Raw genomic sequence first — 18596 nt, 5'->3', positions numbered from 1 at the left:
GATGACGCCTCCTACGACCTCCCGACGTCGCCCGTGGACGACTCCGGCCGCGGGCGCCGCTCTCGGTGCCGTCGCGTTGGGGCTCGTCCTGACGACGACGACGTATGCCGTGCCGGCCGCGGCAGGGGCACCGCTGCCTCGCGCCGTGGTCGCGGCTCCTGCGTCTGCGTCGCCGTGCACGCCGTGGCAGACCCAGCAGGCCGTTCCTCGCGGGGTGACCCTGACACCGCGGGTCTTCCCCACCGATGAGCACGCCGCCGCGGCGGCGCCGCCCACCGTGGTGTCGACCTCGCCGTCGCCGCAGGTCTCTTCACCGGCAGGCACGAAGAAGCCGCCGAAGGCGCGCCTCGTGTGCCGCAACGCGCCCCCGACGCCGTTCGCGCACCCCGCGTGGGAGCCCGAGACCGTCGTGGGCGGCTCGCGCCTCGCCGAGACGGGTGTCCTCGTCGACCGGCCGGTGTCCGTGCCGGCGCCGCCCGAGGTCTACGACGTCTCCTACGTCGTCGCCGACCTCGACACCGGCGAGATCCTCGCCGCCAAGTCGCCGCACGCCTGGCTGCGTCCGGCCAGCACCCTCAAGACCCTGACGGCCCTGACGCTCATGCCGCGGCTCGACCCGCACCAGGTCGTCGTGGCCGGGCAGGACGCCCAAGACGCGGCGGGTTCACGCGTCGGCATCCTCGCGGGCAACCGCTACCCCGTCTCGAGCCTCTTCGACGCCATGCTGATGTTCTCGGCCAACGACGCCGTCTACGCCCTCGCCGACGCCGCCGGCGGCTACGAGCAGACGGTCGCGCTGATGAACGACAAGGCCGCCGAGGTCGGTGCGCACGACACGCTCACCGTCGACCCGAGCGGGCTGGACGACGGCGCCCAGCGCTCGAGCGCCTACGACCTGGCGCTCATCGGCCGAGACGCGATGCGCCTGCCCGCCTTCCGGGCCACCATCACCAAGCGTGACGCCGTCTTCCCCGGCGGCAAGGACAAGAACGGCAAGGTGTGGCCGGCCTTCCACGTCTACAACATCAACGAGCTGCTCCGGCACTACCCCGGCGCCATCGGCATCAAGCCCGGTCGCACCGACCGCGCGCAGCACACCTTCATCGGGGCGGCCACGCGCGGCGGTCGCACGCTCGTCGTGAGCCAGATGGGCAGCGTCACCGGCTCGTGGAAGCCGACCGCGGCCCTGCTCGACTGGGGCTTCGCCAACGCCGACCGGGTCACCCCCGTCGGGCGGCTCGTCGAACCCGGTGAGGCGTCCTCGCCCTCCCCCGCCCCGACCCTGCCGACGCTGCCCACGGACGGTGCCACGGGCACGGGCACCACCGGTCCGGGCACGGCCGGCGCGCTCGGCGCCACGGGCACCCCTGCCCCCGTGGCGACGGCCGAGACGACGTCCGCCGACCGGACGAGCTCGCTCGTCGTGCTGGCCGGAGCCGGCGTCGTGATTACGACGGCGGTCGGTGTGCTGGCCCTGGTGCTGCGCCGCCGGTCGCGGGCGTAGCCGACCACCGGACCGGTCGCACACCGACGTCGTGCGTCAGCGGCGCGGGCGGGCCACGACCACGAAGTGCACGAAGCGCATGTTGCCGAACGGGATCGGCACCACCCGTGCGGCTGCGCGAAGGAGCGGGTTCCCGCTGGCCGCCCAGCGGCGACCCATGGTGTTGGCCCCCGTGCACGAGAGCACCTCGTAGCCACAGCTCTCGAACATCTCGACCATGGTCGCCTTGGTGAAGAACCGCACGTGGGTCCGGTCCAGGGTCCCCTGGTCGACGTAGTCCCACCTGCCCCGGAGCAGCTTCAGCACCACGGGTGCGTACTGGATGCTGGGGATCGCGGCGATCACCTGGCCGCCCGCTGAGAGGAAGCGCGGGACCTCACGCAGCACCGACCACGGGTCGACGATGTGCTCGAGCACGTCGTTGAAGAAGATCGCGTCGAACGACCCGGCCCGTCCGTCGAGCGCCTCCGGGAAGTAGCCCGCGACGACCTCGTCGAACCCGTGCCCCTCGCGCGCCGCCGCCGCCTGGCTCGGGACTGCCTCGAGGCCGACCACTGTGGCCCCTTCGCCGAGCACTCGACGCAGCGTCGGGCCGAAGCCACCGGAGCCGCAGCCGACGTCGAGGACCCGGGTCGCCCCGGCCGGGATGAACGGTGAGACGTCGAGTCGTGCGTTGTCGACGTAGACGTCCTGCTGCTGAGGCTGCACGGCCATGCCCTCCCGAGGTGCCGACGGGCCCTGCGGGACGGACCCTAGTGTCGCCTGACCCTACGCACCCCGCGGACCGCAGACACGGCGAATGCACCGATGACGACTCCCGCCGCAAGGCTGGCCCTGTCGGTGGGGCGCGGACTCGGCCGGTCGGGGGACCGCTCCCGGTCACCCGGGTCCGTGACGGCATACGACCCGTCCCCCGCATCGGTGGTCGCCGGCGAGAGCGCTGTTCCGGGCAGCGGGCGGCCGCTGCCCGGAGTGGACATGGCCGAACCGTCTTCGGCCGGACGGCCGAGGTCGACGTCGTTGGCGGCCCAGGCTGCCGAGAGCAGGACGACCTTGGACATGAGGTTGAGCCAGAAGAGCAGGCCCACCGCGACGGCGACCGCACCGAGCAGCGGGTTCGAGGTGGCGTGGCTGATGAGGAAGCCGCCGAAGAGCTTGAGCACCGTGAGGATGACCGCCCCGAGGACGGCGCCCTGCCGCACGTTGTGCATGGGCAGCGGCACGCCCGAGAGCATCCGCAGCAGGACGACGAGAATGAGCGTGTCGAAGACGACCCCAGCCAGCAGCCCGAGCAGTCCGACGAGGAACCCGTTGCCCGCCAAGCCGATCCAGCCCGCGACGCGCTCGGCCAGGCCGCCGACGGCGCTCGTCAGGATCGCCGAGACGGCGATCGCTAGGCCGAGCGTCACGAGGACGAAGAGGTCACGCGCCTTGGTGCGCACGAAGTTGTCGGTCGACGCCTCGAGGCCGAACACCCCGCGAAGTCCCGTGCGCAGCGCACCGACCCAGCCGAGGCCCGCGAGCAGCAAGGTGACGAACGAGATGATGCCGGTGATGGTGAGCGTCAGGCTGGCCGGCGCCTCGATGCTGATGATGCCGTCAGGGTGCGCGGTCGTCTTGACCATGCCCGGCAGCGTGCTGTTGAGCGACTCGGCGATGGTGTCGACGAGGTCCGGTCGACCCTGCAGGACGAAGCCGAAGATCGCGAAGGCGAGCGCCAGGGCGGGGAAGATCGAGAAGAACGCGAAGTAGCCGACCCCCGCGGCAAGCAGGTCGCCGTTGGCCTCCCCGTAGCGCGTCCACGCCTGGTAGGCCCGGGTGGCCTTGAGCCGGTCCAGAGCGGGCTGGAACGCCGGCACGGTCAGTCCCCGTCGAGCGCGAACTCGTGGACCGGGCGCCACACGGCGTCGTCGCCCAGCTCGTAGAGGTGGTACGCGTCGACCTCGAAGGCGACCGAGTAGTCGGCCAGCTCGGTGAACGCCCGGTCGAGGGACGTCGACGGCACGTTGTGGGCCACCGTGACGTGGGGGTGGTAGTAGAAGTCGAGGTCGCGGCGCACCGGACCGGAGCGCAGGGCGCGCTCGAGCGCCTCGCAGTTCGAGACCCCCTGGGCGACCTGGATGAACACGACGTCGGAGAGCGGCCGGAACGTGCCCGTGCCGCGCAGGACGACGTCGAAGGCGGCGTAGGCGGCGGCGACGTCTGCGCAGTGGCTGCGGAAGGCGGCATACGCCTCCTCGTCGACCTCGGTCGGCGGCAGCAGGGTGATGTGCGCGGGGATCTGCCAGGCCTGGGGGTCGCCGAAGTCGGCACGACGGTGCTGGAGGTAGTCACCGTGCGGGGCCGGGATCGGGATCGAGACGCCGATCGTGGTCAGGCGCGCAACACTCACGCCCCCGACCGTACCGAAGGATGCTGCGCCCAGCTCACCCGAGGTACCTGTGAGGTGTCGGCGAACATCGGTCGTGGTTTGCCCGAGATGTCCCTGAACCCGGTCAGATGCCGTGCCGGGCCCGCCAGAACGACCTCGTCAAGGCGGCCCGCTGCCCCTTCCCGGCCAGTACCGTCAGCGCCATGGATGTCCGACGCGGCTGGGACCTGCGTGGCGCGGTGGCCTGGGGTCTCGCCTGGGTCGTCGCCCTCGCGCTGTCGTGGGTGCGGTTCCGGTCCGCGATGCGCTCGGCCGACCGGCCTGACGTCGACGACTTCTTCCTGGCAGCGCCCCGAGGCGTCCGGGACCCGCCGACCCGAGCATGCGGGGCCGACGCATGACGGAGACGAGACCGACGGACACGACCCGGCCGTCCGGACGTCGACTGCGGATCGCAGCCCTGTTCGTGTCCGACTGGGACCACGAGTTCGAGGACGTGGCGACCGGGCGGACGCCCTCCCACCGCCTGTTCGGCATGCAGGAGCTCGAGGTCCGCGGACACCGCGTGCTGCACCACACCCGATCGGGTCGCCCGCGCCGGGCACGCCGAACGCCTTGGCGTCTGTCCCAGCTGCTGTGGCTGCTGCGGGTGCAGCGCGAGGTCGACGTCGTCCTCGCCACGCACGAGGCGGCCGCCCTTCCTGCACTCGTCCTGAGTAGGGTCGGACTGGTCCGCAGGCCGGTGGTCGTCATGACCGTGGCTGCCCTGGAGGCCACGACGCGGCCCGGGCTCGCCGGCACCGTCCATCGGACTGCCCTGCGTGGCGCGGACGCGATCACCGTGTTCTCCTCCGCCCAGCGGGAACCACTCGCGCGCCGCCTCGGTGGGCTGCGGCGCAGCCCGACCTGGGTGCCGCTCGGCGTCGACGTCGAGTTCTTCCGGTCAGTCGCCGGCGACCGCGAAGGCGGGATCCTGTCCGTGGGCACCAACGCGGGCAAGGACTTCCCCACCCTGATGGCGGCCCTCCCCCGGGGGATGACGTGCATGGTCGTCACGGACGCCTGGAACCGTGCGCAGGCCGAGCCGCTGGCTCACCGACCGGACGTGACCTTCCGCAGCGACGTGCCCATCACAGAGCTGCGCGAGCTCTACTCCCGCGCAGAGCTCATGGTGCTCCCGCTCCGCGAGTCACGCATGTCCTCCGGGCAGACGGTCCTGCTCGAGAACCTCGCGCTCGGCACGCCGGTCGTCATCAGCGACGTCAGCGGTGTCGGCGACTACCTCGATCCCGAGGTGATGTGCGTGGTGCCGCCCGGGGACCCCGACCGACTCCGGGAGGCACTGGTCGACCCGGGTTGGCGCGAGCGCGCTCTGAAGGGCCCGGCCCTCGTCGCGTCACGCTTCACCGCGATGCACCTTGCCTCGGCACTCGAGACGGTCTGTCTCGACCTCGTCGCCGCAGCCGCGGACGGACGTCAGGCGCGCCCGCTCGACGAGAGCAGCCCCACCTTGTCGTAGACGCGTCGCACGGTCGCCTCGGCGACCGTGCGGGCCCGCTCGGCGCCGTCCGCGAGGATCCGGTCGAGCTCGGCGCGGTCCGCCATGAGCTCGAGGGTGCGGGTGCGGAACGGCGTGACCGCCTCGACGACGACCTCGGCGACGTCCTTCTTGAGGTCGCCGTAGCCCTTGCCGGCGTACGCCTCCTCGAGGAGCGCGACCGGCGTGCCCGACAGGGCCGAGTGGATCGAGAGCAGGTTGGAGATGCCGGGCTTGTGCTCCTCGTCGAAGCGGATCTCGCGCTCGGTGTCGGTGACGGCGGAGCGGATCTTCTTCGCGATGCGCGCCGGCTCGTCGAGCAGGCTCACGAGGCCCGAGTCCGACGCGGCGGACTTGCTCATCTTCGCCGTCGGCTCCTGGAGGTCCTGGATCTTGGCGGTCGCCTTCATGATGTGCGGCTCCGGCACGACGAGCGTGTCACCGAAGCGCTGGTTGAAGCGTCCCGCGAGGTCGCGTGAGAGCTCGAGGTGCTGGCGCTGGTCCTCCCCGACCGGCACGACGTTCGCGTCGTAGATGAGGATGTCGGCGGCCTGGAGCACGGGGTAGGCGAAGAGGCCGACGTTGGTGTTGGTGCCCTTGGCCGACTTGTCCTTGAACTGGGTCATGCGGCTCGCCTCACCGAAGCCCGTCAGCGTGCCGAGCACCCAGTAGAGCTCGGTGTGCTGGGCGATGTGGCTCTGGACGAAGAGGGTCGAGCGCGCCGGGTCGACGCCGCCGGCGATGAACTGGGCCGCCGTGATGCGGGTGCGCTCGCGCAGCACCTCGGGGTCGGGGGCGACGGTCAGCGCGTGAAGGTCCGCGACGAAGTAGAACGCGTCGTGCGTCTCCTGCAGCCGCACCCACTCGACGAGCGCACCGATGTAGTTGCCGAGGTGGAGCGAGTCGCTCGTCGGCTGCATGCCGGAGAGGCTGCGCGGCGTCGTGGTCGGGAGGGAGGGCGTCGAGGACATGGGTGCATTCTGGCCCATGGTCGGCCACCGCCCCCAAACCGGGCCGTCGCCGACGGCGCGGTCTGCCGGCCAGGGGCCGGCGTCAGGCGTCGGGGAGCGTCCCGGCGAGGGCATAGTCGACGACGACCGGCGCGTGGTCGCTCCAGCGCTCGGCATACGTCGGCGCGCGGCCCACGAAGGCGTGGGTCGCGGTGGCCGCGAGACGCCGCGTCGCGAGCTGGTAGTCGATGCGCCAGCCGGCGTCGTTGTCGAACGCCTTGCCGCGCCACGACCACCACGAGTACGGACCCGCGACGTCGCCGACGTGCCGGCGGTGCACGTCGACCCAACCGCCGTCCTCGAACCACCCGTCGAGGACCGCGCGCTCCTCGGGGAGGAAGCCGGCCTTCTTGAGGTTGCCCTTCCAGTTCTTGAGGTCGCCCTCGCGGTGGGCCACGTTGAGGTCACCGGTGACGAGCACGAGCTCGTCGGCATCGGACGCCCGCCGCATCCGCCCGGTCATGGCCGCGAGGAACGCCATCTTGACGTCCTGGCGCTCGGTGCCGGCCTCACCCGTGTGGACGTAGGCCGACGCGATGGTCAGCGGGCCGACACCGGTCACGACGTCGACCTCGACCCAGCGCCCCTCGTCACCGAAGGCGCCGTCGATGCCGATCCGGACGTCCGCGTGCGGCTCACGCGTGATGACGGCGACGCCGGCGCGTCCCTTGGCCGTGCCCTCGGTGTGGGCGACCGACCAGTGCGCGAGCCCCGCCTCGGCGAGCACCTTGGCGAGGTCCACGTCGGTGGCCCGGACCTCCTGCAGGCACAGCACGTCGGGCTCCGTCTGCTGGAGCCACGGCACCATGCCCCGCCTCGCTGCGGCTCGGATCCCGTTGACGTTGGCCGTGACGACGCGCATGGCCAGATTGTGCAGGACCGCACCGACGCTCCCGTCACGCGGCCCGGAGATCGCGCGAATAACCCCGGTGGTATGCCGTGGGCTGCCTAGAATGCGACGTGCCCACCGACGCCCTCGTCCTCGCGCCCGTCGTCCTCGCGGTCGTCCTCGTCGTCAGCGCCGTCGGCAAGCTGCGCGCGCCGAGCGCGTCGGCCGAGGCCTTCCGTGACCTGCGCGTGCCCGCCGCGCTATCGGGATCGCTTGTGGTGCAGGCCCTTCCGTGGGTCGAGATCGCGCTCGCTCTCGGGCTGGTGGCCCTCGGTGGACTGCCGGGCGCGGCGGCTGCGGTGGCCACGCTCGTGCTCTTCGCGGCATACCTCGTCCTCGTCGTGCGCGCGCTCGGCTTCGACGAGGACGTCGAGTGCGCGTGCTTCGGGGAGTTCGCACCGGGGCGCATCTCGCGCCGCACGGTCGTGCGGAACGCCTGGCTCGTCGCCCTCGCAGCCGTCGGCGTCGCCGCGCAGAGCCCGTCGGTGCTGACGCGCATCGCGGACGGGCTCCTTCCCTGGTGGTGGCTCGCCGGTGCGGTGGCGGCGGCGATCACGACGTGGCTCGTCGTCGGAGGCTCGTCGGCCGCCGTCCCGACGGTCGAGCCGACCGCGTACGCCGACGAGGAGGGCGACTACGTGCGCTACCGCACACCCGCCCTGCCCATCATGCTCGGCGACGGCTCGACGAGCACCCTGCGAGCGCTGAGCGCCGAGCGCCCGCAGCTGCTCCTCTACGTCTCAGACTGGTGCTCGAGCTGCCATGACGTCGTCGAGGCAGTGCCTCGCTGGCGCGAGCTGCTCGGGCCCGTCGACGTGCGGCTCGTCCTCGCGGACGCGCCGTCCGAGACCGCGCTGACGTCAGCGGACGAGCCGCAGAGCCTCCACGACACGGAGAGACTGCTCAACGAGTCGTTCGGCATGCGCCGAACCCCCAGCGCCATCCTGCTGGGGGCCGACGGCCTTCTCGCAGGGGGCCCGGTCGTCGGTCACGACGACGTGCTGGAGTTCGTCGAGGCCATCGCCGTGGAGCTCGGCGTCGCCCGCTAGTCGAGACTGCAGGGCGGGCACCGAAGGTTGGGAGCGGGGCCGCTGCGGCCTGACCGGTTCCACCCCGAGGGCGGGCACGCCGATGGGGTGTGGCTCTGGAAGAGCCACACCCCATCGACGGTTGATCAGCAGTTCTCCGTGCAGCCCGGCGGGATCGGGCGAGGCGTGATGTCGCAGGACCCCTTGCCACCGCCCGGAAGCGAGCCACCCGAGAAGTTCGCGGAGTCGGGGATGACCGGGCCGGCCGTCCCGCAGCTCGACGTGTTGTTGCAGTCGTACACCCGGTAGGTGATGGACACCGTGCCGGATGCACTGTTGCCCGTCAGCGCAGCCTCGGTGTAGATGAGGATCTGCTGGTTCACACTCCCGTCCTTGACGCAGACCGTGTGGTTCGGATCCGAATCACCGCAGGTCGGCCCGCACGAGCAGGAACCTTGGGTCGGGGACTGGACGATGAACCGCCCGGCCGACGCGAGGCCCGAGACCGCGATGCTGTCGACGACGATGACGGCGTCGCGCGGAAGCGGCCCGGTGACGTTGTTGCCCACCAGCTCGAAGACGTAGCCCTTGTAGATCGAGTTCGAGTTGCCCGGCAGCTTGCAGGCCTGGCCGGTCAGGCTCAGCAGACCCGCCGAGGCCGCGACCGTGGGCGCCGCCCCCGCGACCACGACGGCCGGCACAGCCCAGGCCGCGCCCTTGACTACCGAGCGTCGGCTCGGAGGCGCCGTCTTGGCGCCGTGATTCTGTGACATGGATACATCCCCCACTCGATGACTGAAGCCCCCCAAGCACTCGTCAACATACCGGAGGCTGCCACCCCAGATGCCGGGAATCACACACCTTGCGGCGACGTGCCCACATCACGGTTGCGTGACGCCCGAATTGTCGTCTTTATGCCCCTGACCTGCGACGATGAGGTCTTCGTCAACCAGTGCCAGCGTCGCCGAGAGGACCAGCTCGGAGAGGTTTCCGGCGGGTGGCTCCCCCAGCCGGGACCTCAGCTCCACCTCGAGCGCCGCGAGGGTCGTCCCCGACCCGACGGCCTCGAGGACCGCGCTCCCGAGCGGCGAGAGCCGGACGACCCGGTGTCCGGCCGCGCCCGCCACGAGGACGACCGTGCCGTCGTCGGTCGAGTAGGTGTCGCGCAGCTCCCCCGGACGCAGCAACGCCTCGGACGTGAGCGCGGCGGCGCCCTCGCGGTCGGCGCTCACCTCGATCTCCCGAGGACCTCGCGCACGACCGGCTCGACATCGTCGACGGAGTGGTAGCGGATCCGGCGCAGGCCTCCCACGGACTCCACGAGCTCGGCAAGGCGATGGAGCGGACGGTCGAAGGCCGCCAGCGAGGAGGTCTCCGGCGCGAGCTGGACCAGGGCGTCGAGCACGCCGACGTCCTCGACGACCGGACGCTCGCCCGCCGCCCGGTCGCGCCTCAGCAGCACCAGGCCGGCGAGCCACGGCTCGACCCGGGGCGGGCACAGCCCGAGGGTCCCGGGCGAGATCTCGTCCTTGGGCTGCCTCGGGTGCTCGCGACGCACCGACAGGGGCTTGCAGTAGGGCGCGATGGCGCCATCTGCGGCCACGCCGACCGTCTCGTCGGTGACGTAGCCACGACCCGGGCCCAGCGCCCGCACCAGGGTGGTCTTGCCCGTGCCACCCGGTGCGACCATCGCGATGGTCGCACCGGTCGACTGGTCGCTGAGGGCGGCAGCGTGGAACATCATCAGCTCGCCAGAACGGGCCAGGATCGCCTCACGGGTCACGGACTGCGTCAGCGACTGCAGCGCTGACGCCTTCTCGTCCGGCCCGGCAGCCGGCGACAGGGAGGGGGGTCTCACCCCGGGAGCGCCGGGAACTGCTTCCGTGCGGCACGCCGACCAGGCCTGCTCGACGGGCAGGCGCAGGCGCTCGTCGGGCACCTCGATGGCCACCGTGGCCCCCAACGCCCGGACGTGGACCACGAACGGCGCAGCAGCGTCGGTGGTCATGAGGCCGACCTCCCAGCGTGCAGCCGCCCGAGGATCTCGCGCATCTGGTCGACCCGGCGCGACCAGTCCGCCGAGCTCTCGCGCGCTCGCTGCGTCGCCACGGGAGACGCCACGGCGCCGACGACCGCGTGCGCGAACTCTGCAGCACCCACGACCGTCACGAGGTCGTCGTCGACATCGCGGAAGCCTGCCACCGGCGTCGACACGACGGGCCGCCCTGCAGCCTGGTACTCGTAGAGCTTGATCGGGTCGAGGCTGTCGGTGAACGGTGTGACGACGTGGGGCACGACGAGGACGTCGGCGTGCTGGAGGTAGGCAGGCACGTCCACACTCGGACGCGCCCCGAGCAGGAGTGCCCCCGCCTCTTCGAGTCGCGAGCGCTGCTCTGCCGCAAGGGCATCGGGCCCCACGAGCACCAGTCGGCCCGAGCCCGCGAGCGCCTGCGCCGTCTGCACGCACAGGTCGACGTCGAGTCGGTCGTCGTGCAGCGTCCCGACGTAGACGGCGACCGCGCCAGCCGGCAGGTCCGCGGGCCGGTCGTGGTCGACGAGGTAGGCCTGCGTGTCGACGCCGTTGGGCACGAGCGTCACGGGACGCAGCGCACCCTTGCTCTCCTCGAGCGCGTGCGAGCAGACGACCACCTCGTCGCAGCGGCCGAGCAGAACCTGCTCCTGGGCCACGATGCGGTCGGTTTCGGCGCTGGACCGGTCGGCCAGCGTCCAGTCGTCGGTGATGTCGTAGAGCGAGGGCCACTGGGTCGCCTCGACGAGGAGTGATCCCCGCGGGTCGTTGACCCAGAGCACGGGGTCGGCCAGGTCGAGCGTCCGCGCCGCCCGCAGCACCTGCTTGGCCCAGCGCTCGTCGAGACGGCGGTCGACCCGCCGGGGCAGCCACTTGGTCGGCTCGAGCAGCCAGAGGGCGCCGGCACGGATCCCGTCGAGCGACGGTCCTTCGCGCAGTCCGCGACCGAGGCGCGGAGCGGATGCTCCCAGGGCCGCGTGGAGCGGGTCGGTGGCCGGCTCGACGAAGAGCACCCTCAGCCCCGGGTCGCGGCGCAGGAGCCCGGCGACGAGGTGCTGGTTGCGGCGCCACACGCCGTCCCACGCCTCGAGCGAGGTCACGACGAGATCCATCAGCGCACCCCCCGGTAGACCTCGGCGGTCCGCTCAGCCTGGTGCGAGGGTGTGAAGTGGGCCCGCTGGACGCGTTGGAGCTCGGCGCCGTACGCGTCACGGTGGGCGGCGTCGGTCGTCAGGATCGTCAGCAGCTCGCTGGCCCGGACGACGTCCCCCGGTGGATGCAGGGCAGCGGCCGCCGCGGCGCCCACCGTCTCGAGGTGACCTCCGGCGCCCACCGCGACGACCGGCAGCGCCGCGGCCATGGCCTCGACCACTGTGAGCCCGAGCCCCTCGACCCGGCACGGGGCGAGGAGCACGCCGGCGGACTCCATGAGGGCGAGCACGTCGCGGCGGTGCCCGAGGAACCGCGTGGACGCGGCGATCCCGAGCTCGCTCGCGAGGGCCACGAGTCGGGCCCTCTCGGCCCCGTCACCCGCCACGTCGAGCCGCCAGCCCCGTTCGGCGGCACCCGAGAGGGCGAACGCTCGCATCGCCACCTCGGTGTCCTTCTCGCGCTCGAGCCGCTGCGCGACGAGGACCACCCGCTCGCGCTCCGCGGCCGGCCGGGTGGCCGCGATCGAGTCGACGCCCGGGTGGATGACGACACTGGCACCGGAGATGGTGTCGGCGACGTAGTGGCTGATCGAGATCTGCGCGTCGACCCGACGGCCCGCCGCGCTCCCCACCACGGCGGACACAGGGTTGCTGCCGCGTTCGCTCGCGAAGTGCCGCGTCACGACGAGAGGTGTGCGCACCCCCACCATCGCTGTGGCACAGGCGATCTCGGCCGCCGTCATGTGCGCGTGGACCACGTCGGATCCCGGAGCCCAGCGGCGCACCGCCTTGCGCACCTGCGAGACCGTCGTCGCGGGCAGGATGCGCACTCGCGGCCCGCAGGCGACCGCCATGTGCCCGGGATCGCCTCCGATGACGAGCACGTCGTCTCCGGCGAGCACCTGTGCTCGCGCCAGCCGCGCGACATGGCTCTCCACCCCGGCGAACGCGTCGGAACGGACCGCGTGGACCACCCTCACCGTGACCGACCGGCCTCGCGCTGACCGACGCTGCCGTCGGACCCCAGCCGGTCGAGCACCTCGAGGTAGCGCCGAGCCACCGACGCCCACGAGTGATCCTCGGCGCTCTCCCGAGCCGCCCGCCGGGCGGTCTCGGGGTCGAGCTCCAGGGAGCGACGCAGTCCGTCGGTGAGCGAGCCCACGGACGCCTCGACGACGGCACCGTTGACGCCGTCGACGACGACGTCGGGCACGCACCCGGTTGCCGTGGCGACGACCGGGACGCCACAGGCCAGGGCCTCGAGGACGACGAGACCGTAGGACTCGTACGCGCTGGGCATGGCCAGCACGTCGGCCGCGTGCAGCCACGGACGCGGGTCGGCGTGGGCGCCCGCGAACCGCAGCCGGTCCCCCATCGACACGGCGGACGCGCGCCGGGCCTCGGCCGCGACGAGGTCGGGGGTGCCTCCGACGACGACGAGGCGCACGCCGGGCTCGAGTGCCGCCACGGCGTCGACGAGCCGGGGCAGGCCCTTGCGACCGAACTCGTTGCCGATGAAGAGCACCATCCGTTCGTCGGGCCCGATGCCGAGGTCCTGACGGGCTGCTGCACGCTCGGCCGAGGTCGGGGGCCGGAACCGCTCGGTGTCGACGCCGTTGCCGATGACGACGGTGGGGATGGCGAGACGGGGATGCAACTCACGGAGCAGGCGCTCCTCGTCGCTGACGAGGTTGACGACGAGCCGGTGCGTCCCTGGGCGGGAGTAGCGCACGCGGTCCCTCGTCGTGGTGAACAGGTGCACCGGGTTGCGGACCAGCCGGAGGCGGTGGTGACCGCGGGCCAGCATGGCCGCCTCGACGAGACCGTGGTTGACGTAGACGTCACCGACCATGGCGTCGTTGTGGCAGACCGACAGCTGCTCCGGGTGTGCGTGCAGGACGCGCCGGGCGCGCCGGGTGCCGACCGTCGAGAACCACACCACCCGTGCGACCAGGGCCAGCCGGCCGGCCACACCGCCCCCGGGCTGCGGGAGCCACGCGCCCCCGGCCTCGGCGAGGGTGAAGCGGCGCACGTCGACGCCGAGACGCTGCCACTCCTGCTCGAGGTGGTGGGCGACCGCCCCGACCCCCGTGCCCGGGCCGATCTCGGGCGTGATCTGGATGATCGTCGTCATGCGACCCCGGCCGCGACGTGTGGTGCTGGCGAGGCGGGCAGCAGCCGCGCGTCGGCCGCCTGCCGTTCGCGTTCGGCGTGCCAGCAGGCGCCGAGGCAGATCCCGAGCACGACGAAGGGCACCGAACCCTGCACCGCAGACCAGAACAGGTCGAACTGACCCTGGACCAGACGGGAGACGAGGACGGCGACGGCGAGCGAGCCGTAGGCGGGGTCGAGCCTCCACGCGACCCGGAGCGCGACGACCATGAGGACGACGAAGGCCGCGAGGCCGAGGACGCCGGCGGAGGTGAGCACCTCGATCTCGGCGTTGGGCGGCTGGAACTGGAACGGGAACCGGTCGGTGTACCACCACCGCAGCCCGACACCGAACCACGGGTCCGAGCTCCACACCGTCATCGAGTCCTGGAACCAGGTGAGGCGCTGGAACACGGAGTTGAACTGGTTGCCGTTCTGGACCTGGTCCTGCACCAGGTTGGTCACGAAGAGCACGACGGGCGCCAGCAGCAGCAGGACGACCCGGGAGCGCTTGCGGTCGCTGTCGCTGCGCAGCACGAGGATCACGACGGCGGCGACGAGACCGATCAGCGCCTGGCGGGACTGGGTGAAGAGCACCGCGGCCAGGAGCACGGAGCCGAGCACGAAGGACCACCTGCGGTTGATCCCCACCCAGGCCGGTCGGGCGTAGACCATGACGGCGCCCGTGGCGCACACCGTCCCGGCGAAGTTCTTGTGCATGCCGTACGGGAAGCTCGGGTAGACCGGCGAGAAGTCACCCTGGGCGAAGTGGACGCTCCCCTCGACCACCGTGATGACGGCGAGCAGCGTCATCGTCGCGACGAGGAGGCGGATGCCGAGCCGGCCGTGCCCGTTGGCGCCGACCGCCCAGCCCACGAGCAGCGACCCGGACACCATCATCCAGGCGTGCGCCCACTCCACGACGTTGGCGGCGTACGGGTTGTTGACGACCGTGACGAGCGTGGCGAACTGGTAGATCGCCGAAGCCCACAGCACGGCACGCAGGCCCGACGAGAACGGCCGGCGCGCCAGCAGCAGCGCCGGCACCGCTGCGGCGGCGAGCGCGAAGTCCGAGAGGGAGAGGTCGATCCCGCCGCTGCCGACGCGCAGCACGACGAGCAGCACCGGGAGCACCGCGACGGGGATGAGGCCGGGCTGGACGGCCGTGAGCCCGATCGCCAGCACGGCCACGGAGATGATGACCGCCGCCTCGGGCACCGTGACCGCGAGCCGTCCGACCGTCGCCACGAGGGCGACACCGCCGAGCACGAGCGCGAAGCGGGCCAGCAGGTCGGTGCGCCCGGGACCCCTGAAGCGCTCGGGAACGAGAGTGGTCACAGGGCCCCCACCCCGGCCGACTGCTGTCGCCGCGAGTCCTCGGGCCGCACCTCGGAGCGTGCCGGTCCGGCGAGGTAGAGGCGCAGGCGCGACCGCGCCGAGCGGCCGCGCTCACCGGGGAGCACGACGCCGCGCACCGCGGAGCCGACGACCTGTCCGGCCCGACCCACCTGCCATCCGAGGGCGCCGTGGTGCTTGCGCAGGTAGACCTCTTGGGCAGCATGGAAGTGGCCCTCGCGGGACACCGGGTCTGCGCTGGTCGCGGCGCCCACGTGCGTGGCGCGCGCCGTCGGCACCAGCGCGTGTCGCCAGCCCAGCCGGACGGCGCGGTGGGCCCAGTCGGTCTCCTCGGCGTAGAGGAAGAAACGCTCGTCGTCGAAGGGACCGACGTGGTCGATGGCCTCACGACGGAGCAGGAGCACCGAGCCGATGACGTAGCGGTTGCGCCGCAGGCGACCGAGTCCGACCGCCTCGACCCAGGTCGCGACGGGCGACGGGAAGGGCCACTCCACCCGGGACGGACTCCCTTTCGGGTCGACCTGCGCGGGCCCGACGCTCGCAAGGTCGGGTTCGGCGAGCAGCGCGGCATGCAGTGACGCCACGTCGTCCGGGTGGACGACGGCGTCGGGGTTGACGAGGAGCACGTCGGCGGCGGGGTCGATCCGGCCGAGCGCGACGTTGACCCCGGCGCCGAAACCGCCGTTGCGGCCCGGGTCGACGTAGTCGGCGCCGGCCTGCTCGACCACGGCGCGCACGTCGGGCGACGACGAGTTGTCGACGACGGTGACCGACAGCCCGCGCAGCGGGGCGAGCGTCTCGGCGAGCAGGTCGGGCCGGCCGTAGGCGACGACGACGACCTCGAGCGCCCGATCCTCGACCTTCTCCCCCTCGACATCAGCCCGCTCGGCCCACTGCTTGGTGGCGGCGCGGTACATCACCTCGTGCTCGAGGGCGATCCGGTCCCACGACGTCGCGGCGGCGCGCGCCAGGCCCGCCTCCCGCAGCCGGGCAGCCACCTCCGTGTCATGGACCACGTCGGAGAGCGCCTTGGCGAGCTCGATCGCGTCACCCTCGGGCACGACGAGGGCCGCGGCGCCGACAACCGCCGGCAGGGCGCCGCTGTCGCTGACGACGACGGGCGTGCCACAGGCCATGGCCTCGATCGCCACCCGGCCGAACTGCTCGACCCAGGACGAGGTGGTCAACGACGGGACGGCCAGGACGTCGAGCGAACGGTAGAAGTCGGGCAGGTCCTCAGGCGCCAGGGCGCCGACCATCTCGACCCGGTCGGCGATGCCGAGAGCATCGGCCGTGGCTGCCAGCGCAGCCCGCTCGGGACCGTCCCCTGCGAGGCGCACCCGGAGCCCCGGCTCGAGGGCTGCGGCACGCAGCAGCACGTCGACGCCCTTGGCCGCGTCGAACCGACCGGCGAACCCGACGACGGGCGCCCGACCCGGCGTCACGGCATACCTGCTCGTCGGCGTGAAGGCGGTGAGGTCGGTGCCGAGGTCGATCGTGCGGGCCCGGCCCGCGAAGCCCTTGCGCTCGACGATGCGGCCTGCGCCGTCGTTGCACACGTGGACCCCGCTCGCGTGGCGCAGCGCGGCGCGCTCGAGCCAGCGGAAGGGCACCGGGTAGTGCTTGTCGATGTTCTGGGCGGAGTAGAGCAGGTAGGGCGCGCGCTGCCGGCGCAGCCAGCGCAGGGCCAGCACCTCGGCGGTCGCGAGCGCGAAGGGCTCCTCGTGGATGTCGATGACGTCGACCGTCCTACCGAGGGCGCGCCAGAGCGGACGCGGGTCGTAGAGGAACAGAGCCGGGTGCGAGCCGAACGTGCGAGCCGGTGCCACCGCCTCACCGGGGCGCGCGGACAGGGTGACGCGACGCCCGCCCTCCGACCACTGCGCGGCCGACACGACGTCGACGCGGTGGCCGCGGTGACGCAGCGCCCGCTCCCGCTCACGCCACGTGTCCACGACCGCGCTGTGGGACACCCGCAGTGCCCACATGGCCTCACCCTCTCTCCCCGTGCCGTCCCCGGCCGTCCGCGGCCGATCCCGGCCGTCCCCCGGATGTCCCGGACTCGGCACAACCTCTTGGATGATATGGGAGGATCGCGGCACGTACTGGCGAGTTGGGGCATGGGGGAGACATGACGTTCCGGGAGTTCCTGGGCGTGCTGGGGGCACGGTGGCGGATCATCGCGGTGACCCTGCTCGCCGTGGTCGCGGCTGTCGCCGTCCAGACGATGCTGACGCCTGCCGTCTACGCGTCAAGCTCGAAGATCTACCTCCGGGCGACGCAGCCGGCGAGCTCGAGCACCAACAACCAGGTCGCGACCTATGCCGTCTCGGCCAGTGACCTGGCCACCTATCTCGAGGTCCTCACGTCACCGTCGGTCATGGACCCGCTGCGCACCCGGTTGGGCCTGCCGGCCAGCTACCCCCTGTCGGTCTCGGGCGAGGTGTCCCAGACCTCCAACATGATGACGATCACCGCGATCGGCGGTGACGCCCAGCTCGTGGCGCGGGTCGCCGCAGAGGTCGGCCCGGTGCTGGCCGACGTGGCGACGAAGAAGTTCTCACCGCTGCTGGCCGCCAACGGCCAGTCGGTCGAGGCGACGACGATCACGCCGGCCGAGGTGCCCGGCGCGCCGACGTCGCCGAACGCCAAGCGCAACCTCGCCCTGGGTGGGCTGCTCGGGCTCGCCCTCGGCATCGGGCTCGCGCTGCTTCGCCACACCCTCGACACCAAGGTGCGCACCAAGGAGGACATCGCGGCCCTGTCGAGCCGGCCCATCCTCGGTGACCTGCCGATGGTCAAGTCGGTCAAGGGCGGTCTGCTGTCGCTGGAGAGCGACCCGCACGGCCGGCACGCCGAGGCGATCCGGCGCCTGCGCACCAACATCCTCTTCGTCGACGTCACCACCGGCGGACACTCCTTCGTCGTCACGTCCTCGGTGCCCGGGGAGGGCAAGACGACCACGACGATCAACCTCGCGCTCGCGATGGCCGATGCCGGCTCCAAGGTGCTGCTCATCGACGGGGACCTGCGCAACCCCTCGGTCGCCAGCACGATGGGGCTCGACGGGTCGTTCGGTCTGACGACGCTGCTGCTCGGGCAGGCCGACCCGGACGACGTCGTCCAGCGCTGGCGCGAGACGACGCTGCACGTCCTGCCGGCCGGACCCGTGCCCCCGAATCCGAGCGAGCTGCTCGGCTCGGAGCCGATGGAGGCCCTCTTCGGCAAGCTCTCGCACGAGTACGACTTCATCCTCGTCGACAGCCCGCCGGTCGTGCCCGTCATCGACGCCGTGCTCATCAACAAGCTGACGCACGGGCTCATCATGGTCGTCGGCGCCGAGCGCACGAAGAAGCGCGACCTCGCGAGTGCCGTCCAGTCCCTCGAGACGGTCGACGCCCCGGTGGCCGGCTTCGCGCTCAACATGGTGTCGGCCGGATCGTCGACGGCCCACCGCTACGGCTACTACGGCTACAACCGCGACTCCGGCGTCAAGCTGAGCCGGCGCGAGCAGCGCGAGCGGGAGGGCCGCCACGCCTGAGCCGTCGGGGCCAGGCGGGTTCGGACCAC

At 72.2% G+C, this 18596-nt stretch carries 18 protein-coding genes; 5 read left to right on the top strand and 13 right to left on the bottom strand.

The features are described from left to right. Position 1: 1 nt before the first annotated feature. The gene (locus U5C87_RS11065; protein WP_330476619.1) at positions 2-1504 is read left to right on the top strand and encodes a D-alanyl-D-alanine carboxypeptidase family protein; all 1503 of its coding nucleotides are present in this window, start codon (positions 2-4) and stop codon (positions 1502-1504) included. Positions 1505-1540: 36 nt separating this feature from the next. Here U5C87_RS11065 and U5C87_RS11060 read toward each other — a convergent pair whose 3' ends face one another. From U5C87_RS11060 to U5C87_RS11050, 3 genes are read right to left on the bottom strand one after another with little or no spacing between them, the layout of a single operon-like run. Then, a complete protein-coding gene (locus tag U5C87_RS11060) occupies positions 1541-2218 on the bottom strand; it encodes a class I SAM-dependent methyltransferase (RefSeq protein WP_330476618.1) in 678 nt (225 codons plus the stop codon). A gap of 38 nt (positions 2219-2256) precedes the next feature. Continuing rightward, positions 2257-3363: a YihY/virulence factor BrkB family protein gene (locus U5C87_RS11055; protein WP_330476617.1), complete on the bottom strand. Its 1107-nt coding sequence runs from the start codon at positions 3361-3363 to the stop codon at positions 2257-2259. A 2-nt stretch (positions 3364-3365) separates the two neighbouring features. Beyond that, entirely contained in the window at positions 3366-3896 is a 531-nt protein-coding gene (locus U5C87_RS11050; RefSeq protein ID WP_330476616.1) for a 2'-5' RNA ligase family protein, read from the bottom strand. A gap of 182 nt (positions 3897-4078) precedes the next feature. Between U5C87_RS11050 and U5C87_RS11045 the strand changes: the two genes are divergently transcribed. Together U5C87_RS11045 and U5C87_RS11040 are read left to right on the top strand one after the other, a co-directional pair. After that, complete coding sequence (locus U5C87_RS11045) at positions 4079-4276, top strand: hypothetical protein (protein WP_330476615.1); 198 nt, start codon at positions 4079-4081, stop codon at positions 4274-4276. Next, positions 4273-5394 carry a glycosyltransferase family 4 protein gene (locus U5C87_RS11040; protein ID WP_330476614.1) on the top strand — a complete coding sequence of 374 codons (1122 nt, stop codon included), beginning with the start codon at positions 4273-4275 and terminating at the stop codon, positions 5392-5394. The genes U5C87_RS11045 and U5C87_RS11040 overlap by 4 nt, the downstream gene beginning before the upstream one ends. Here the strand turns inward: U5C87_RS11040 and trpS are convergent. Next, complete coding sequence (trpS, locus tag U5C87_RS11035; protein ID WP_443082116.1) at positions 5352-6401, bottom strand: tryptophan--tRNA ligase; 1050 nt, start codon at positions 6399-6401, stop codon at positions 5352-5354. The two genes, U5C87_RS11040 and trpS, sit on opposite strands and share 43 nt — an antisense overlap. A gap of 64 nt (positions 6402-6465) precedes the next feature. After that, positions 6466-7284 (bottom strand): exodeoxyribonuclease III, encoded by an 819-nt coding sequence (locus U5C87_RS11030; RefSeq protein ID WP_330476612.1) that lies wholly within the window; start codon positions 7282-7284, stop codon positions 6466-6468. Between the two features lie 98 nt (positions 7285-7382). Here U5C87_RS11030 and U5C87_RS11025 point away from each other — a divergent pair, with 98 nt between their 5' ends. Beyond that, positions 7383-8360, top strand: coding sequence for a MauE/DoxX family redox-associated membrane protein (locus U5C87_RS11025; RefSeq protein ID WP_330476611.1), 978 nt, complete (start codon positions 7383-7385; stop codon positions 8358-8360). Positions 8361-8485: 125 nt separating this feature from the next. Here the strand turns inward: U5C87_RS11025 and U5C87_RS11020 are convergent, their stop codons facing one another. The 8 genes from U5C87_RS11020 to U5C87_RS10985 all read right to left on the bottom strand — a co-directional run bounded on the left by U5C87_RS11020 (position 8486) and on the right by U5C87_RS10985 (position 17014). Next, the gene (locus tag U5C87_RS11020) at positions 8486-9112 is read right to left on the bottom strand and encodes a hypothetical protein (RefSeq protein ID WP_330476610.1); all 627 of its coding nucleotides are present in this window, start codon (positions 9110-9112) and stop codon (positions 8486-8488) included. A 108-nt stretch (positions 9113-9220) separates the two neighbouring features. Next, on the bottom strand, positions 9221-9571 hold the full coding sequence (locus U5C87_RS11015; protein WP_330476609.1) for a hypothetical protein: 351 nt from the start codon (positions 9569-9571) through the stop codon (positions 9221-9223). Beyond that, a complete protein-coding gene (locus tag U5C87_RS11010) occupies positions 9568-10347 on the bottom strand; it encodes a hypothetical protein (protein ID WP_330476608.1) in 780 nt (259 codons plus the stop codon). The genes U5C87_RS11015 and U5C87_RS11010 overlap by 4 nt, the downstream gene beginning before the upstream one ends. Then, a complete protein-coding gene (locus tag U5C87_RS11005; RefSeq protein WP_330476607.1) occupies positions 10344-11480 on the bottom strand; it encodes a glycosyltransferase in 1137 nt (378 codons plus the stop codon). Before U5C87_RS11005 ends, U5C87_RS11010 begins: the two co-directional genes overlap by 4 nt. Next, positions 11480-12499, bottom strand: coding sequence for a glycosyltransferase family 4 protein (locus U5C87_RS11000; protein WP_330476606.1), 1020 nt, complete (start codon positions 12497-12499; stop codon positions 11480-11482). Before U5C87_RS11000 ends, U5C87_RS11005 begins: the two co-directional genes overlap by 1 nt. Continuing rightward, a complete protein-coding gene (locus tag U5C87_RS10995) occupies positions 12496-13653 on the bottom strand; it encodes a glycosyltransferase family 4 protein (RefSeq protein WP_330476605.1) in 1158 nt (385 codons plus the stop codon). The genes U5C87_RS11000 and U5C87_RS10995 overlap by 4 nt, the downstream gene beginning before the upstream one ends. Continuing rightward, a complete protein-coding gene (locus tag U5C87_RS10990) occupies positions 13650-15008 on the bottom strand; it encodes an O-antigen ligase family protein (protein ID WP_330476604.1) in 1359 nt (452 codons plus the stop codon). Before U5C87_RS10990 ends, U5C87_RS10995 begins: the two co-directional genes overlap by 4 nt. Further along, entirely contained in the window at positions 15005-17014 is a 2010-nt protein-coding gene (locus U5C87_RS10985) for a glycosyltransferase (protein ID WP_330476603.1), read from the bottom strand. The genes U5C87_RS10990 and U5C87_RS10985 overlap by 4 nt, the downstream gene beginning before the upstream one ends. A gap of 143 nt (positions 17015-17157) precedes the next feature. Here U5C87_RS10985 and U5C87_RS10980 point away from each other — a divergent pair, with 143 nt between their 5' ends. Beyond that, entirely contained in the window at positions 17158-18567 is a 1410-nt protein-coding gene (locus U5C87_RS10980; RefSeq protein ID WP_330476602.1) for a polysaccharide biosynthesis tyrosine autokinase, read from the top strand. Positions 18568-18596 lie beyond the last annotated feature (29 nt).

Origin of the sequence: Terrabacter sp. C0L_2 (assembly GCF_036352015.1) — a bacterium.
GTDB lineage: Bacteria > Actinomycetota > Actinomycetes > Actinomycetales > Dermatophilaceae > Terrabacter > Terrabacter tumescens.
Note: the sequence above shows the minus strand (reverse complement) of the source record. Positions and strands in the feature narration are given on the sequence as shown.

What these genes read in the sequence shown, in the direction of transcription:
- U5C87_RS10985 (WP_330476603.1), bottom strand. Translation starts at nt 17,014, where the DNA reads ATGTGGGCACTGCGGGTGTCCCACAGCGCGGTCGTGGACACGTGGCGT.
- U5C87_RS11005 (WP_330476607.1), bottom strand. Translation starts at nt 11,480, where the DNA reads ATGGATCTCGTCGTGACCTCGCTCGAGGCGTGGGACGGCGTGTGGCGC.
- U5C87_RS11060 (WP_330476618.1), bottom strand. Translation starts at nt 2,218, where the DNA reads ATGGCCGTGCAGCCTCAGCAGCAGGACGTCTACGTCGACAACGCACGA.
- U5C87_RS11030 (WP_330476612.1), bottom strand. Translation starts at nt 7,284, where the DNA reads ATGCGCGTCGTCACGGCCAACGTCAACGGGATCCGAGCCGCAGCGAGG.
- U5C87_RS11040 (WP_330476614.1), top strand. Translation starts at nt 4,273, where the DNA reads ATGACGGAGACGAGACCGACGGACACGACCCGGCCGTCCGGACGTCGA.
- U5C87_RS11045 (WP_330476615.1), top strand. Translation starts at nt 4,079, where the DNA reads ATGGATGTCCGACGCGGCTGGGACCTGCGTGGCGCGGTGGCCTGGGGT.
- U5C87_RS10995 (WP_330476605.1), bottom strand. Translation starts at nt 13,653, where the DNA reads ATGACGACGATCATCCAGATCACGCCCGAGATCGGCCCGGGCACGGGG.
- U5C87_RS11020 (WP_330476610.1), bottom strand. Translation starts at nt 9,112, where the DNA reads ATGTCACAGAATCACGGCGCCAAGACGGCGCCTCCGAGCCGACGCTCG.
- U5C87_RS10980 (WP_330476602.1), top strand. Translation starts at nt 17,158, where the DNA reads ATGACGTTCCGGGAGTTCCTGGGCGTGCTGGGGGCACGGTGGCGGATC.
- U5C87_RS11065 (WP_330476619.1), top strand. Translation starts at nt 2, where the DNA reads ATGACGCCTCCTACGACCTCCCGACGTCGCCCGTGGACGACTCCGGCC.
- trpS (WP_443082116.1), bottom strand. Translation starts at nt 6,401, where the DNA reads ATGGGCCAGAATGCACCCATGTCCTCGACGCCCTCCCTCCCGACCACG.
- U5C87_RS11010 (WP_330476608.1), bottom strand. Translation starts at nt 10,347, where the DNA reads ATGACCACCGACGCTGCTGCGCCGTTCGTGGTCCACGTCCGGGCGTTG.